The 14,542-nt window shown below is 72.1% G+C and carries 14 protein-coding genes; 10 read left to right on the forward strand and 4 right to left on the reverse strand.

The features are described from left to right. Nucleotides 1-121: 121 nt before the first annotated feature. A complete protein-coding gene (locus BM237_RS24430; protein WP_093851892.1) occupies nucleotides 122-424 on the reverse strand; it encodes a hypothetical protein in 303 nt (100 codons plus the stop codon). A 342-nt stretch (nucleotides 425-766) separates the two neighbouring features. Between BM237_RS24430 and rpsF the strand changes: the two genes are divergently transcribed. The 4 genes from rpsF (at nucleotide 767) to rplI (ending at nucleotide 2,516) form a co-directional block, all read left to right on the forward strand. After that, complete coding sequence (gene rpsF, locus BM237_RS24435; protein WP_093657167.1) at nucleotides 767-1,057, forward strand: 30S ribosomal protein S6; 291 nt, start codon at nucleotides 767-769, stop codon at nucleotides 1,055-1,057. A gap of 110 nt (nucleotides 1,058-1,167) precedes the next feature. Continuing rightward, nucleotides 1,168-1,743 (forward strand): single-stranded DNA-binding protein, encoded by a 576-nt coding sequence (locus tag BM237_RS24440; protein ID WP_093851893.1) that lies wholly within the window; start codon nucleotides 1,168-1,170, stop codon nucleotides 1,741-1,743. Between the two features lie 71 nt (nucleotides 1,744-1,814). Continuing rightward, on the forward strand, nucleotides 1,815-2,051 hold the full coding sequence (rpsR, locus tag BM237_RS24445) for a 30S ribosomal protein S18 (protein ID WP_027765513.1): 237 nt from the start codon (nucleotides 1,815-1,817) through the stop codon (nucleotides 2,049-2,051). Nucleotides 2,052-2,069: 18 nt separating this feature from the next. Further along, the gene (gene rplI, locus BM237_RS24450; protein WP_093851894.1) at nucleotides 2,070-2,516 is read left to right on the forward strand and encodes a 50S ribosomal protein L9; all 447 of its coding nucleotides are present in this window, start codon (nucleotides 2,070-2,072) and stop codon (nucleotides 2,514-2,516) included. A 100-nt stretch (nucleotides 2,517-2,616) separates the two neighbouring features. On the opposite strand, the gene BM237_RS24455 is transcribed toward rplI, so the two are convergent. After that, a complete protein-coding gene (locus BM237_RS24455) occupies nucleotides 2,617-3,963 on the reverse strand; it encodes an MATE family efflux transporter (protein WP_093851895.1) in 1,347 nt (448 codons plus the stop codon). Between the two features lie 644 nt (nucleotides 3,964-4,607). Here BM237_RS24455 and dnaB point away from each other — a divergent pair. The 3 genes from dnaB to BM237_RS24470 all read left to right on the forward strand — a co-directional run bounded on the left by dnaB (nucleotide 4,608) and on the right by BM237_RS24470 (nucleotide 8,453). Continuing rightward, nucleotides 4,608-7,160 carry a replicative DNA helicase gene (gene dnaB / locus BM237_RS24460; protein WP_093851952.1) on the forward strand — a complete coding sequence of 851 codons (2,553 nt, stop codon included), beginning with the start codon at nucleotides 4,608-4,610 and terminating at the stop codon, nucleotides 7,158-7,160. Nucleotides 7,161-7,234: 74 nt separating this feature from the next. Then, the gene (locus BM237_RS24465; RefSeq protein WP_093851953.1) at nucleotides 7,235-7,660 is read left to right on the forward strand and encodes a YunG family protein; all 426 of its coding nucleotides are present in this window, start codon (nucleotides 7,235-7,237) and stop codon (nucleotides 7,658-7,660) included. 73 nt (nucleotides 7,661-7,733) lie between these two features. After that, nucleotides 7,734-8,453, forward strand: coding sequence for a helix-turn-helix domain-containing protein (locus tag BM237_RS24470; protein WP_093851896.1), 720 nt, complete (start codon nucleotides 7,734-7,736; stop codon nucleotides 8,451-8,453). On the opposite strand, the gene BM237_RS24475 is transcribed toward BM237_RS24470, so the two are convergent. Further along, nucleotides 8,408-8,875 (reverse strand): VOC family protein, encoded by a 468-nt coding sequence (locus tag BM237_RS24475; protein WP_093851897.1) that lies wholly within the window; start codon nucleotides 8,873-8,875, stop codon nucleotides 8,408-8,410. The genes BM237_RS24470 and BM237_RS24475 overlap by 46 nt on opposite strands. A 122-nt stretch (nucleotides 8,876-8,997) precedes the next feature. Here BM237_RS24475 and BM237_RS24480 point away from each other — a divergent pair, with 122 nt between their 5' ends. After that, nucleotides 8,998-9,477, forward strand: a complete 480-nt coding sequence (locus BM237_RS24480) for a GNAT family N-acetyltransferase (RefSeq protein WP_093851954.1) — start codon at nucleotides 8,998-9,000, stop codon at nucleotides 9,475-9,477. Between the two features lie 97 nt (nucleotides 9,478-9,574). On the opposite strand, the gene BM237_RS24485 is transcribed toward BM237_RS24480, so the two are convergent. Next, on the reverse strand, nucleotides 9,575-10,582 hold the full coding sequence (locus tag BM237_RS24485; protein WP_245794008.1) for a restriction endonuclease: 1,008 nt from the start codon (nucleotides 10,580-10,582) through the stop codon (nucleotides 9,575-9,577). A gap of 264 nt (nucleotides 10,583-10,846) precedes the next feature. On the opposite strand from BM237_RS24485, the gene BM237_RS24490 reads away from it, so the two are divergent. Together BM237_RS24490 and BM237_RS24495 are read left to right on the forward strand one after the other, a co-directional pair. Further along, the gene (locus BM237_RS24490) at nucleotides 10,847-12,286 is read left to right on the forward strand and encodes a serine hydrolase domain-containing protein (protein WP_245794009.1); all 1,440 of its coding nucleotides are present in this window, start codon (nucleotides 10,847-10,849) and stop codon (nucleotides 12,284-12,286) included. 646 nt (nucleotides 12,287-12,932) lie between these two features. Beyond that, nucleotides 12,933-14,273, forward strand: a complete 1,341-nt coding sequence (locus tag BM237_RS24495) for a globin domain-containing protein (protein WP_245794011.1) — start codon at nucleotides 12,933-12,935, stop codon at nucleotides 14,271-14,273. Nucleotides 14,274-14,542 lie beyond the last annotated feature (269 nt).

A 14,542-nucleotide genomic window follows, 5' to 3' on the forward strand; every position in this document is an offset into this window, starting at 1 on the left:
AAGCCTACTGCGCAGGCACGCGCCCCGGACGTGCCAGTACGGGGCCGTGGCGAGCCGAAGCCGGGCTGGCCCGCCCCGCCCCACCGGCCCGCCCCGCCGTGCCGGGCCGGTGGCCGGGAGGTCAGCCGAACAGCCCGCCGTTCGACATTCCCAGGTAGAAGCCGACCGCCGCCGCTCCCATGCCGACGACCAGCGCGAACCGCTCGCCGGTGGTGGCGGAGATCATCTGCCCCCAGCCGCCGGACACGATTCCCAGCAGCCCGGCCCAGGACGCGATCAGGCTGAGGCCGGAGAAGAAGCCGGTGATGAACGCGACCACACCGAGCACCGCGGTCACGGCGACGAGCCGGTTCTCGACCGGGTGCCGCCGGCCGTCGGTGTTGAGGAGGAAGGAGACCGGGCTCCTCCGTACCGCCTGTGCCATGGGGAACCTCCTGCGGGGCCGTCCGGAAGGCCGGACCCCCGGACAGGGCGGACGAGCCGCATCCGCCGGACTTGCGAGGGTGCGACGGGTGACGCGTATCACGTCCCCTGTGTCCAGATTGCGGGGATCGGGCACCGGATTTCAAACCGAGTGGCGGTGCGGGTACTCTGTACCGTCTGCGCGGTGTCTGCCCCGGCGGCGACCGGATCCGGGAACGGACCGGGTGTTTTCCGGGGGAACGGACCGGGACTGTCAGTGCCGGCCGATACCGTTGCTCACGCATCACGACCCTCCTGCCACGGAACGACCGTGGCCGCCGAGTCCAGAGGAGGTGGGTTCCACATGCGTCACTACGAGGTGATGGTCATCCTCGACCCCGATCTCGAGGAGCGCGCTGTCTCCCCGCTGATCGAGAGCTTCCTTTCCGTCGTCCGCGAGGGCGAGGGGAAGGTCGAGAAGGTCGACACCTGGGGCCGTCGTCGTCTCTCGTACGAGATCAAGAAGAAGCCCGAGGGCATCTACTCGGTCATCGACCTGCGGGCCGAGCCCGCGGTCGTCAAGGAGCTCGACCGTCAGATGAACCTGAACGAGTCGGTTCTGCGGACCAAGGTCCTCCGCCCCGAGACCCACTGAGCGCTCCCGCTCAGCGGATCCCCGGCAACCGGTAGCGCCTCCGGCACTCCGGAAGCACCGGCACCACAGCATCACCAGCAGCCAGCAGCACCCCGCCGAGAGGTTCACCCATGGCAGGCGAGACCGTCATCACGGTCGTCGGCAATCTGGTCGACGACCCCGAGCTGCGCTTCACCCCCTCCGGTGCGGCGGTCGCGAAGTTCCGTGTCGCGTCCACCCCCCGCACCTTCGACCGCCAGACCAACGAGTGGAAGGACGGCGAGAGCCTGTTCCTGACCTGCTCGGTGTGGCGGCAGGCGGCGGAGAACGTCGCCGAGTCCCTCACCCGGGGCACCCGCGTCATCGTGCAGGGCCGGCTCAAGCAGCGCTCGTACGAGGACCGCGAGGGCATCAAGCGCACGGTCTACGAGCTGGACGTCGACGAGGTCGGCGCCAGCCTGCGCAACGCCACGGCCAAGGTCACCAAGACCACCGGCCGCGGCGGCGGCCAGCAGGGCGGTGGCGGCGGCTGGGGCGGCGGCCCCGGCGGTGGCCCCGGCGGTGGCCAGCAGGGCGGCGGCGCACCCGCGGGCGACCCGTGGGCGACCGGCGCTCCGGCCGGCGGCCAGCAGGGCGGCGGCGGTGGCGGCTGGGGCGGTGGCTCCGGCGGTTCCGGCGGCGGCTACTCGGACGAGCCCCCCTTCTGAGGGACCCCCAGGGGTTCCGGGAGGGGCTGCGCTCACAGGCACAGACTTCTTGAACCAAACGGAGAGAGACAATGGCGAAGCCGCCTGCTCGCAAGCCGAAGAAGAAGGTTTGCGTGTTCTGCAAGGAAAAGATCAAGTACGTCGACTACAAGGACACGAACCTGCTGCGGAAGTTCATCTCCGACCGCGGCAAGATCCGTGCCCGTCGTGTGACCGGCAACTGCACCCAGCACCAGCGTGACGTCGCCACGGCCGTGAAGAACAGCCGTGAGATGGCGCTGCTGCCCTACACCTCGACCGCTCGATAAGGGAAGGATGACCGACTCATGAAGATCATCCTGACCAACGAGGTCTCGGGTCTCGGCAACGCCGGCGACATCGTCGAGGTGAAGGACGGGTACGCCCGCAACTACCTGCTCCCCCGCGGATTCGCCATCCGCTGGACCAAGGGCGGGGAGAAGGACGTCGAGCAGATCCGCCGCGCCCGCAAGATCCACGAGATCGCGACGATCGAGCAGGCCAACGAGATCAAGGGCAAGCTGGAGGGCGTCACCGTGCGCCTGAAGGTCCGCGCCGGCGACCAGGGCCGTCTGTTCGGCTCCGTCACCCCGGCCGACGTCGCCGCGGCGGTGAAGACCGCGGGCGGACCGGACGTCGACAAGCGCCGCATCGAACTGGAAGCCCCGATCAAGACCCTGGGCTCGCACCGGGTCTCGGTGCGTCTGCACCCCGAGGTCACCGCCAGGATCGGCGTCGAGGTCGGCGCCGCCTGACGGCACCCCCCGGCACACAGCCGAAGGGCCGCGGTCCCCGTGAGGGGGCCGCGGCCCTTCGCCGTGCTCCGTGCTTTCTGCTCTGTGCCCGGCGGTCCGCTCAGACGCGCACCGCCCCGGTGACGACCCAGCGGCCCGAGCGGGCCCGCAGCCACAGGGTGACCAGCCGCATCCCCATCATCAGGCCGGCGACCGCCCACCACAGCGCGGTCAACCCCCCGCCCAGCGCCGGGACCGCCAGCGCCGCCGGGGCGAACACCACCAGCGTCGCCAGCGCCGCCCACGCCAGATACGGCCCATCGCCCGCGCCCATCAGCACTCCGTCCAGCACGAAGACCACCCCCGCGACCGGTGAGGTCACCGCCACCACCAGCAGCGCGGGCGTCAGCCGGTCGTGCACGGCGGTGTCCGGGGTGAACAGCGGCAGCAGCAGCGGACGCGCCGCGACCACCAGTACTCCCAGCACCATCCCGGAGGCGACCCCCCACCGCACCATCCGCCGGCACGCGGCCCGCGCTCCCGCCGCGTCCCCCGCGCCCAGGTAGCGGCCGATGATCGCCTGCCCGGCGATGGCGATGGCGTCCAGCGCGAAGGCCAGCAGGGACCAGACGGTCAGCGTGATCTGGTGCGCGGCCACCTCGACATCCCCCAGCCGTGCCGCGACGGCGGTCGCCAGCACCAGCACGGCGCGCAGCGACAGGGTGCGGACCAGCAGCGGCGCCCCGGCCCGGCCGCTGGCCCGGATCCCGGCGGCGTCCGGCCGCAGCGAGGCGCCGTGCCGCCGGGCGCCCCTGACCACCACCACCAGATAGACGGCCGCCATCGCGCACTGCGCGATCACCGTGCCCCAGGCCGAGCCGGCGATGCCCAGCCCGGCGCCGTACACCAGGGCGAAGTTGAGCACGACGTTGGCGGAGAAGCCGCCGACGGCCACGTACAGCGGGGTCCGGGTGTCCTGCAGCCCGCGCAGCACACCGGTGGCGGCCAGGACCACGAGCATGGCGGGAATGCCCAGCGCGCTGATCCGCAGATACGTCACCGCGTGCGGCGCCGCGGTCGCGGACGTCCCGAACAGGTCGACGAGTGCGGGCGCGGTGGGCAGCACGGCGGCCACCACCGCCGCGCCGAGCAGCAGCGCCAGCCAGATCCCGTCCATGCCCTGCCGGATGGCGGAGGGCAGGTCACCGGCCCCGACGCGGCGCGCGACGGCGGCGGTGGTGGCGTAGGCGAGGAAGACGAAGACGTTCACCCCGGTCGTCAGCAGGGTGGCCGCGACACCGAGGCCGGCGAGCTGAGGGGTGCCCAGGTGGCCCACGATCGCGCTGTCGGCCATGACGAACAGGGGCTCCGCGACGAGCGCGCCGAAGGCGGGGAGCGCCAGCGCGATGATCTCGCGGTCGTGGCCGCGTGCCGCGGTGCGTCCGGCCGGCGGGGGAGCGTGTGTCATGATCCGATCCAAACATCCACAAGTAATAGTTGCAATAGATGTGTGACCATTACCATTCCTCACCTGGGGTGAGATCCTCTGCGCCGTTTGTCGCGATCTTGACGCGAGCCGCGAAGTTTTTCCCCTGCACAGCCGGTGGATGGAAAAACGGCAGGTCAAGCCCTGTGTAAAAGTCGACCGACCGACTTCTCCACAGGTCCGTCCCCCGCCCCGTGCACAGGAATCGCCGAGTTCTCCACAGGATGCGGTCGTTCATCCACACACCCTGTGGATAACTGGATTGGCTGGAGGCCTCCGTAGCTCTACCGTTGTCCGGCGCCCGCCTGCTGTTCCCCTCCTCTTCGCCCGGCCCGCGGCCCTGTCGCGACCGGAGGCGGACCGGAACCGCGACCGGGGAGCGGGCGAGCCCAGTGTCAGAGCCGTGCCGTAGGAAAGACGGGCGCGGGTCGCAAGGAACGGGAGGAGGTGGCGGGGTGACGCAGTCCGAGCACGTCGACAGCCCGGCACCCGGATACGCCACCGGGGCCCCCGGTCCGGGAGGGCCCGGTCCGGGAGACCACCTCCCCGTCTCCCGCCGCAGCCGCGACGCGGCCTTCGACGGCGAGCGTCACGACCGCGGCGCCGACACCTGGCCCTCGAGCCCGATGGGCGGCTTCGACCGCCTCCCCCCACAGGACCTCGACGCCGAGAAGTCCGTCCTCGGCGGCATGCTGCTGTCCAAGGACGCCATCGCGGACGTGGTGGAGACCCTCCAGGGCCAGGACTTCTACCGCCCGGCCCACGAGACGATCTACCAGGCCGTCCTCGACCTCTACGCCAAGGGCGAGCCGGCCGACCCCATCACCGTCGCCGCCGAGCTGACCAGACGCGGCGAGATCTCCAAGGTCGGCGGCCCCGGCTATCTGCACTCCCTGGTCCAGGCCGTCCCCACCGCGGCCAACGCCCAGTACTACGCGGAGATCGTCCACGAACGCGCCGTCCTGCGCCGCCTGGTGGAGGCGGGCACCCGCATCACGCAGATGGGGTACGCGGCCGACGGCGACGTGGACGAGATCGTCAACTCGGCCCAGGCCGAGATCTACGCCGTCACCGAGCAGCGCACCTCGGAGGACTACCTCCCGCTCGCCGACATCATGGAGGGCGCGCTCGACGAGATCGAGGCGATCGGCTCGCGCAGCGGCCAGATGTCGGGCGTGCCGACGGGCTTCACCGACCTGGACTCCCTGACCAACGGCCTCCACCCGGGCCAGATGATCGTCATCGCGGCCAGGCCGGCGATGGGCAAGGCGCTGGGGCTCGATACCCCGCTGCCCACCCCTGACGGGTGGACCACCATGGGCGACGTCCGAGAAGGGGATGACCTCCTCGACGCCGACGGGCGCCCCACCCGCGTGGTCGCCGCGACCGACGTCATGCACGGCCGCCCGTGCTACCGGATCACCTTCGATGACGGAACCACGGTTGTCGCGGATGCCGAGCACCAGTGGCTCACCGACACCCGCTCCTCCCGGCGCTACGCCCACCGAGCCGCGACGGTGAAGACCACGAAGGAGATCGCGGAGACGGTACGGTGCCTGACCGCCGACCGGCGCACGAACCACTCCGTGCGCAACACCGCTCCGCTCGACCTGCCCGAACGGGCGCTCCCGATCCCGCCCTACACCCTGGGAGTCTGGCTCGGAGACGGCTCGAGCACCGCCGCAAGCCTGACCACCGTGGACCCTGAGATCCTGGAGTACGTCCAGAAGGACGGCATCACCACCCGCCCGGTCGGCAACACGGAAGTCACCTACGCTCTGTCTCCGACGGTGGACGCACCGGAACGCCTCAAGCGGTCCTGCGCCGTGTGCGGCACGGAGTTCGTCCCCAGGCCGGCGCATGTCCGTACCTGCGGCCGATCCTGCGGTGGCCGGGCGCGTGCCGCTTCCGCCCCGGTACCACACGCCACCTGCGTCGACTGCGGGGCCACGTGCTTCTCTCCCTTCACCGAGCCCCGGTGCGCCCCGTGCACCGGGCGGCACGGCAGCTTCCTCGTCCTTCTACGGGAGCTGGGCGTGCTGGGGAACAAGCACATTCCCACCGAGTACCTGCGAGGGTCCGTTGCCCAGCGGAGAGCACTGCTGGCGGGGCTTCTCGACACCCACGGCACCGTGTCCCGCACCGGCTCCGTGCAGTTCGCCGTCACCGATCACGCTCTCGCCGAAGGGTTCCGGGAGCTGGTCATGAGCCTCGGTTACCGGTGCGGGATGGCGACCAAGCGCGTCAAGGGCGGATCGGAGGAGTCCTCGACCTGCTACACGGTCACCTTCACCACCGACGACGAGGTGTTCCGGCTGGGCCGCAAGCAGCAGGCGCACCGGGACCGCCTCCGCCCGTCCACGCCGAAGCCGGGGCAGCGGTTCATCACGAGCGTGGAGGAGATCGAATCCGTTCCGGTGCGGTGCGTCCAGGTCGACAACCCGGCCCACCTGTACCTGTGCAGCCGGTCCATGGTCCCTACGCACAACAGCACCCTCGCCCTGGACTTCGCCCGGGCCTGCTCGATCAGGAACAACCTGCCCAGCGTGATCTTCTCGCTGGAGATGGGCCGCAACGAGATCGCGATGCGGCTGCTGTCCGCCGAGGCGCGGGTGGCGCTGCACCACATGCGGTCGGGCAGCATGACGGACGAGGACTGGAACCGGCTGGCGCGCCAGATGCCTGACGTCACGGGCGCGCCCCTGTACATCGACGACTCGCCGAACCTGACGATGATGGAGATCCGGGCCAAGTGCCGCCGCCTCAAGCAGCGCAACGACCTGCGGCTGGTCGTCATCGACTACCTCCAGCTGATGCAGTCGGGCGGCTCGCGCCGTCCCGAGAGCCGTCAGCAGGAGGTCTCGGAGATGTCCCGGAACCTCAAGCTGCTGGCCAAGGAGCTTGAGGTGCCGGTGATCGCGCTCTCCCAGCTCAACCGCGGCCCCGAGCAGCGCACCGACAAGAAGCCGATGGTCTCGGACCTGCGTGAATCGGGTTCCATCGAACAAGATGCCGATATGGTCATCCTGCTGCACCGTGAGGACGCCTACGAGAAGGAGTCGCCGCGGGCGGGCGAGGCGGACCTGATCGTGGCCAAGCACCGCAACGGCCCGACGGCGACGATCACCGTGGCCTTCCAGGGGCACTACTCGCGCTTCGTGGACATGGCCCAGACCTGACCGTGAGCTGACCCGACCGGGTGCGGCGCCCGCCTCGGGCCCCGGTGTCGGTGGGGCCTGCCATGCTGGCCGGCATGACCCCGACGCCGCGGACGCCGTGGACGCTGCAGGACATCGACCGTGCCCTGCGCGCGAGCTGGTCCGCCGACACCTGCTGTCCGTCCGACGGCACCCGTATCGCGTGGAGCCCGGACAACCCGGCCTGGGGGCACTGCGACATCATCTCCCTGGTCGTCAACGATCTACTGGGCGGCGAGCTGGTGCTCGGAGAGGTGTTCCACGGTGGTGAGCGGGAGGGATACCACTGGTGGAACCGGCTGCCGAGCGGAATCGAACTCGACCTGACGCGCGAGCAGTTCGTCAGGGGCGAGACGGTCACCGAGGGGCGGGCGGTGGAGCGGCCCGCCGGGCGGACGCGCCGCCGCTGGGAGGAGTATCTGGTGCTGCGCGGCCGTGTCGAGGGTCGTCTCGGCCCGCTGCCGCCGGTGCCGGGTCTGTGAGGCGCCCGTCCGCCGGGCGGCGCGCGGACATGGGCACGGGTACGGGCACGGGCACGGGTGGGAGGCCGGTGAGGTGTACGAGGAGCGGGGATCGCGGTGGGTGGCCGGCGCGGTGGTGTGGCGCCGGGAGGCCCTCGCGCGGCCGCAGCGGGCGCGGGTGCTGCCGGACGGGTGCATGGACCTGATCCGGACGGCAGGCGGGCTGCTGGTGGCCGGGCCGGACACCAGGGCCCAGCTGACCGACGACCCGCCGGGGACCGGCTATGTGGGGCTGCGGTTTCCACCCGGCACCGGGCCGCGCGTCCTGGGCGTACCGGCGCACGAGCTGCGTGACGCACGGGTGCCGCTGGAGGCGGTCTGGCCGGAGCGCGAGGCGCGGGAGCTGGCCGAGCGGATGGCCGAGCGGATGGCGGAGGCCCGGAGCGGGGCCGCGGTGCTGGAGGAGGCCGCGGCGGTACGGCTGCGGCGGACACCGGGCGACCCGCTGACGGCGGCGGTGGCCGCCGGGCTGCGGGCCGGCGGGAGCGTCGCCGGGGTGGCGCGCGGGGTCGGGCTGGGCGAGCGGCAGCTTCACCGCCGCTCGCTGGCGGCCTTCGGCTACGGCCCCAAGACGCTGGCCCGGGTGCTGCGGTTCCGGCGGGCTCTGCGCCTGGTCCGCGGCGGCGTGCCGCCGGCTTCGGCCGCGGCCGAAGCCGGGTACGCGGACCAGGCGCACCTGTCGCGTGAGGTCAGGGCGCTGGCCGGGGTTCAGCTCTCGGTGCTGCTGTCGGACGGCCGGTCGCCGGAGGGCTGACCACCGGAGGACTGCTCGCCGGGCGCGCCGTCCGGCAGCGGGGCGAAGAGGGAGACCCCGTTGCCGTCGGGGTCGAGGACGACGGCGTACCGCTGGCCCCAGAAGGCGTCCCAGGGCGCCTTGTGCCCGGTGTACCCGGCGCGTTCCAGTTCGGCGTACTGCCGGTCGACGTCGGCCGGATCGTCGCAGACGAAGGCGAGTTCGACGCGGCCGCCGCCGCTGGGCGGGGTCCAGCCGGGATCGAAGGAGCGGATGGTCTCGACGGTGTCCCAGGCGATGCGCAGCCCGCCGGGCAGCGGGGCCTCCACATGGGGCTGCTCTTCGGCGCCTGCGGGGATGTCGAGGCCGAGGCGGCGGTAGAACGCGAGCGAGGCGGCCATGTCGGAGGTGACCAGGCCGACGAGATCGATACGAGGTGCCATACGGTCATGCTGGGGCTTGGCCGGGCCGGAGGTCTTGAAGGAATCGGACGTGTCCGGCGGGCGGGCCGGTGCGGACGGAAACGGGTCGGTGCCGCCGTGCGGGGCGGCATAGGGTGCCGGTCATGAGCGACTTCGACATACGTCCCGCGACGGCGGATGACCTGGGTGCCATCGTGGACATGCTCGCCGACGACCCGCTGGGCGCCCGCCGCGAGTCGCCCGGCGACCTCGCCCCCTACCGGGAGGCGTTCGCGGAGATCGCCGCCGACCCGCACCAGCACCTGGTCGTCGCGGTCCGCGACGGCCGGGTCGTCGGCACGCTCCAGCTCACCGTCGTCCCCGGGCTGTCGCGGCGCGGCGCGAGCCGTGCGATCGTCGAGGCCGTACGCGTCCACTCCGGCGAGCGCGGCGGGGGCCTGGGCACCCGGCTGATCGAGTGGGCGATCGAGGAGGCGCGCGGTCTGGGCTGCGCCCTGGTCCAGCTCACCTCCGACGCCACCCGCACGGAGGCCCACCGCTTCTACGAGCGGCTGGGTTTCACGGCCTCGCACGTGGGGTTCAAGCTGGCGCTCCGATCCCCCGCCGACTCCTTCCGGCGCTAGACTGCGGGAGGCCCGAAGCCGCAACTTCCGCTTGCGACTTCGGGCCTTTGGGCGCGGTCGTGCAGCACACACCGGTCGTTGTCGGCCGTGCCGGTCGTCAGCGCAGCACCTGGAGCGCCGTCCCCGTGCTCCACGCCTCCAGCAGCGCGCGGTGCACGGCGGTGATGCCGTGTCGGGCCGCGAGGCCGAGCGCGGCGGTGGTGAACGTGGAGTTGGTGACGAACAGGGCCCCCTCCGCCTCGTGTTCGAGCTTCGCCATCCCGGCGAACTCCCACATCGTTCCGCTCTCCACGGCCCGGTGCGTCGCGGAGTGCTCGCACCGCACCACCAGTCGCCGCCCGTCTGCGGTGCGCCCGACGAGAGCGGCGCTCGGGCCGCTGTCGGAGCCGGTGTTCGCCACGGTGCATCCGTCGCGGCGGCAGAGCCCGGCGACGTGGTCCTCGAACTCGCGCCGTCCCATCGCGTCCACGGCCGCCGCGGCTGCCGCCGCCGCTCCTGTGAGTTCCCGACCCTGGAGGGTCCGCTTGACGCGTTCGAGGTCCTCGCGGATCGCGGTCAGCTCCCGGCGCTGCTCGCCGGAGGCGTGGATGAGGTGGTTCAGCACGGGGACGATGGTCTGTCCGATGAGCCGGCCCGCGGTCTGCGTGCTGATGCGTGTGATGCGCTCGTCCAGGGCGTCGAGGTCGATGTGGAAAAGGTTATCCACAGGGTGGGGGCGGGTGTTCCGCTCGGCGTCCAGCAGGTAGGCACGCACCTGACGTGCGACGATGCTGTCGCGCAGCAGCATCGCGACGTTGAGGACGGTGCGCCGGGAGAAGACGGCGACGGAGCGGGTGCGCGGGGGGAGTCCACAGAGTTGCTTGAAGCAACTCAGTTCCGGACCGGTCAGGACGCGGTAGCCGTTGGCCTCCAACTCGTCGCGGTGGTCGTGGACGACGGCACGGATGACGGTCTCCCCCACCTCGAAGTAATCAGCCACCATCCGCGTTGTGACATGCATCCCGTCCGGCAGGACGGCGAGCGCCTTCACCTTGTCCAGCGCGCCCGTGTGTTCGGCCACGCTCTCGCGCAGTGTCCTCGACTCCAGCAGGACTTCCTCGTTCACCGTCACCGTCTCCTCCGTCCGGGCGTCACCCCGATGGCGCAGCCCCTCATCTGAAGAACGAGGCGAAACATGTGAAGACACGATCGAATGGCATGAAAGCGTGCGAACCTTCGCGCCGGTGCGGGTCGCTTGGAACAAGCCTCCTTCAAGGAGTTCTGTTCCAAGCCGCCGGCTGGAGTTGTCCACACCACTGCCGCCCGCGGCGGCGGGCGGCAGTGGTGGAAAACGCTGGCCTCGGCCGACGCGGCCGGGGAGAGTGAGCGCATGATCGATTCCAGTGCGGACATGGACGGCGAACTGCTGCCGGAGACCCGTCGAGCACTCCTCCACAGGCTGGCCGTGGCCCAGGCCGAGGGCCGGGTGCCGTCGGCGGTCGGGGCCGTGGTGCGAGGCGGGCGGACGGTGTGGACGGGGGTGCGCGGCGGAGCGGTCGGCCCGCCCGGCGCGGCGGGGGAGAAGGAGGGCGTGCCGACCGCGGACACCCGGTACCGGATCGGTTCGATCACCAAGACCTTCGTCGCCGTGCTGGTGATGCGGCTGTGCGACGAGGGGCTGCTGGACCTGTCCGACCCGCTCGGCGAGCATCTGGAGGTGCCCGCCGAGGCCGGGGAGGAGGTGGCCCGGGCGACGGTCGCCCAGTTGCTGTCCCATTCGGCCGGGCTGGCCGCCGAGCCGCGCGGCCCCTGGTGGGAGCGGACGTCCGGTGAGCTGCGCCCCGGACCGGCCGACCTGTTCGGTGAGCGGCCCGTGCGGCATCCGGCCGGGCGGCGGCACCACTACTCCAACCTCGGCTACGCGCTGCTGGGCTCCCTGGTGGAGCGGCTGCGCGGCGCGCCCTGGTACGACGTGCTGCGCGAGGAGGTGCTCGGCCCGCTGGGCATGGACCGTACGACGCCGCTGCCGCGGGAGCCGTACGCCCGGGGGTGGGCCGTGCATCCGTGGGCGGACGCGGTGCTGCCCGAACCGCTCGCGGACACCGGGCTGATGGCGCCGGCCGGGCAGCTGTGGTCCACGGCCGGGGACCTGTGCCGCTTCGCGGCGTTCCTGGCGGCGGGCGACGACCGGGTGCTGGGCGTGGAGAGCCTGGCGCGGATGCGGACACCGGCGGTGGCGCCGGAGGCGGAGTCCTGGGACCAGGCGTACGGGCTGGGGATGCAACTGGTGCGTTCCGGCGGGCGGTTGCTGGCCGGGCACACCGGTTCCATGCCGGGTTTCCTCGCGGCGGTGTGGACCGCGCCCGGGGAGCGGCTGGCGAGTGTGGCGCTGGTCAACGCGACCTCGGGGCTGTCGGTGGGCGGTCTGGCGGCCGATCTGCTGGGGATCGTCGCCGAGCGCGAGCCGTCCTTCCCCGAGCCGTGGCGTCCGCGCTCGCAGGACGATCCGGAACTGCTGGCGCTGACGGGGCCGTGGTACTGGGGGCCGTCGGCGTTCGCGCTGCGGGTGTGCGAGGGGCGGGCGCTGGAGCTGGTCCCGGTCGGCGGCATCGGGCGGGCCTCGCGCTTCCGGCCGGAGGCGGACGGCACCTGGACGGGGCTGGACGGCTACTACGCGGGCGAGACGCTGCGGGTGGTGCGCGGGACGGACGGTGCGGACGGTGCGGTGAGCCATCTGGATCTGGGCACGTTCGTCCTCACCCGGGCCCCCTACGATCCGAAGGCGCCCGTTCCGGGTGGTGTGGACCCGCAGGGGTGGCGTGCGGGGTGAACTCCGCGCCCCGGGCAGGCGCCACGGCCCGGACCGCGCCCCGGGCAGGCGCCACGGCCCGGACCGCGCCCCGGCCCGGGCCGCCGCGTACCGGCCGCCGTGGGCGCGATGCATATCCCGGAAACTTCCGGGTATACGCTTTCGCCGCTTTTCCGGGCGCGTCCGGCCGGAATCCGCAAGCCGGTTGGAAAGGGAGCGGGGCGCTCTGGAAAACTGCGGACAGATCACTCTCCGCTGCTTTCCGTAATCATGGCCGGAGAAGTGAAGATAACGTATGGGGAATGTGCCGGGTTCGGGGCGGTCGACTCCGCGCGGAGAGGCCTCCGGTCGCGCCTCCCGTGCCATGGCCGACGGGTGTGGCACGGTAATCGTCCCTGCTGGGAGCGTGGGTAAGGCTTCTTCCGGCCGTTCTGAACGGGGACTCGGAGCCGGGAGCGGGCGCAGCACAATTCAGCGGGATGACGGAGCTCGCGGAATTCGGTGGAGTCCCTGCCGGGGCTTGTGTATCGATCGCGCACCGGTATGGTCGAGACCGTGTATCGCCGCTCACGCATATCTGCGGCCGATGAAACGGGGGCTCTGCCCAGGTGGTTTCCGCTCTGTAAGTGACCGGACCGATCGGAAGATGTACGAGGCGAGACAGACCATGGCCACTACGTCGGCGGGCAACGGAACCCCCCAGCGCGCGGCCGGTGGACCGCCCACCGTCGGTGGAGGCGGTGACCGGGGCTGGTTCGCTCCGAAGCACGGGGAGGAGCGCACGGCACCGCCGTCCCGGCCCGGCCCCGCACCGGGGCCCGCGCCCTCCGCGCCCGGCCCGGTCCCGGAGTTCACCGCCAACCCCGGCTACGGGCGGTTCGAACCCTCCCGCGACGCGGAGCTGATACGCCGTGTCCTGGACGAGGTGGAGCCGGTGTCGCAAGCCCTCACCTCGTACTTCTACGCCCTGCTGTTCACCCGGAACCCGGGTGTGCGCGCGCTGTTCCCCGCCGCCATGGACGCCCAGCGCGACCGGTTGTTCAAGGCGCTGCTCACCGCCGCCGGGCTGATCGACGAGCGCCGCGCGCTGGTGGGGTACCTATCCCACCTCGGCCGCGGCCACCGCAAGTACGGCACCGAGCCCGGGCACTACCCCGCCGTCGGCGAGTGCCTGATCGACGCGCTGGCCCGCTACGCCCCGCGCACCTGGGGCCAGGAGGCGGAGGCCGCCTGGGTGCGCGCCTACACCGCCATCTCGCAGATCATGATCGACGCCGCGGCCGAGGACGCGCGCAAGGCGCCGGCGCTGTGGCAGGCCGAGGTGGTCTCGCACGAGATGCGCACCTCCGACATCGCCGTCATCACCGTCCGGCCCGACCAGCCCTATCCTTTCCTGGCCGGCCAGTACGCCAGTGTCGAGACGCCCTGGTGGCCGAAGGTGTGGCGGCAGTACTCCCTGGCCTGCGCCCCGCGCTCGGACGGGCTGCTGGTCTTCCACGTCAAGGCGGTGTCCGCGGGCTGGGTCTCGCGCGCGCTCGTCCACCGGGCCCGCCCCGGCGACGTGCTGCGGCTGGGCGGGCCCGCCGGTTCGATGACGGTGGACCACTCCTGTGGCAACGGCCTGCTCTGCCTGGGCGGCAGCACGGGCATAGCGCCCATCAAGGCGCTGGTCGAGGACGTCGCCGGGCACGGCCGCGCCCGCCCGGTGGAGGTGTTCTACGGCGCCCGCAGCGACCTGGACCTGTACGACCTGGACACCCTGCGCGAGATGGAGCGGAGGCTGTCGTGGCTGTCGGTCCGTCCGGTGGTCGAGGGGCCGTCGGGCGGGATCACCGGCCGGCTCCCGGACGTGGTACGACAGGGCGGGCCGTGGCACGCCTTCGACGGCTACCTGTCCGGTCCGCCGGGGATGATCCGCAGCGGGCTGGACGCGCTGGTGGGGGTGGGGATCCCCTCCGACCGGATACGGCACGACTCCCTCGGCGGGCTGGTCGCCCTGCGGAGTTGAGGCCCGCGGGGCCCGCGGCTTCCCGCGGGGGCCGGAAGCGGCGGACGGACGAAGCGGACGCGACAGCGAGACAGGACGGAACCACCACGTGAACCACGACGTGGACGCGACGGAAGCGGTCGACGCCACCATGACGCTCAGGACGGCGCGCCCGGCCCGCACGGCGCCCGTGCCGGACCGTACGGGACCGGCACGCCCGGCACGCCCGGCACGCCCGGCATGGGCTGTGGACGAGTCGGAGGACACGGCGCCGGCCGGCTTCGCCCCGG

It is taken from the genome of Streptomyces mangrovi (genome assembly GCF_900114215.1).
Classification (GTDB): Bacteria; Actinomycetota; Actinomycetes; order Streptomycetales; family Streptomycetaceae; genus Streptomyces; species Streptomyces barkulensis.